Genomic DNA, 843 nt, shown 5'->3' on the forward strand with positions numbered 1-843 from the left:
CCCGTCCATCTCCGCGCCCCTCCCGCTCGTCACTCTCCGTGTACCGACAGGAGAGCACACGGGTCTGACAACGGCGGCCGATCCGGGACCTCAGAGGTGGGTGACGCGGAGGACGGTGATGGTGATGATGTGGTCGGAGATGAGGTACATGATCTGCCCGCCGGAGCCGAAGTCGCGCCACCAGATGCCGTCGCGGCCCTTCTGGGCGAACTCGTAGGGGGCGCGGCGCAGCGCCGTCACCGTGCTGTCGAAGGCGGCTCGTGCCGTGCGCGGCAGCGCGTCCCGCTGTCGCTTCGCCACGTCGACGTAGCGAATGTCGTAGATCACTTCCTATGGTTGCCCGTCGTCCCGGGCCAGCATGCTGAGGTCGCCGGACTCGATCCGGCGGGCCAGCTCCTGGTCCTGGGCGACGTGCTCGGGGTTGGCGTGCCGGCAGGCGGCGGTCCACCAGTCGTGCACCACCAGCAGCAGATGCCGGTGGTCGAAGCCGCGCTCGGCCCGGTCGGCGGCGCCCTCGAAGTCCAGCGCGAACCGGGCCCGTTCGTCGTGCGCGAGCGCGGTGTAGACGGCGGGCCCGGTGCGGTCGACCCACCGGGTCGGCTCCTGCCAGGCGCGCCGCGGCCGGCGCGTGATGGTGGCGTCCCGCTGCGACCGGTGCCGGTCGGCGTCCACCACGTCCTGGTCGCCGCCCGTCACCTCCCACCAGGAACGGACGACCTCGGCGAGCGGCTCCACCTCGTAGGTGATCCGCACCCCGCGCAACGCGAACGCGAACTCGTCCTCGAACTCCTTGCGCTGCCCGAGCCCGAGCGCCTCACGAACCCGACCCCCGTCGAGCCCGCC

At 72.0% G+C, this 843-nt stretch carries 2 protein-coding genes; both read right to left on the reverse strand.

The window, feature by feature from the left end:
* Positions 1 to 90: 90 nt before the first annotated feature.
* Positions 91 to 327, reverse strand: a complete 237-nt coding sequence (locus E1283_RS36630) for a hypothetical protein (protein WP_132822442.1) — start codon at positions 325 to 327, stop codon at positions 91 to 93.
* Between the two features lie 3 nt (positions 328 to 330).
* The coding region (locus E1283_RS37930; RefSeq protein ID WP_165956386.1) for a DUF6247 family protein at positions 331 to 843 on the reverse strand (513 nt) is incomplete at its 5' end.

The organism is Streptomyces hainanensis (assembly GCF_004348415.1).
Classification (GTDB): Bacteria; Actinomycetota; Actinomycetes; order Streptomycetales; family Streptomycetaceae; genus Streptomyces; species Streptomyces hainanensis.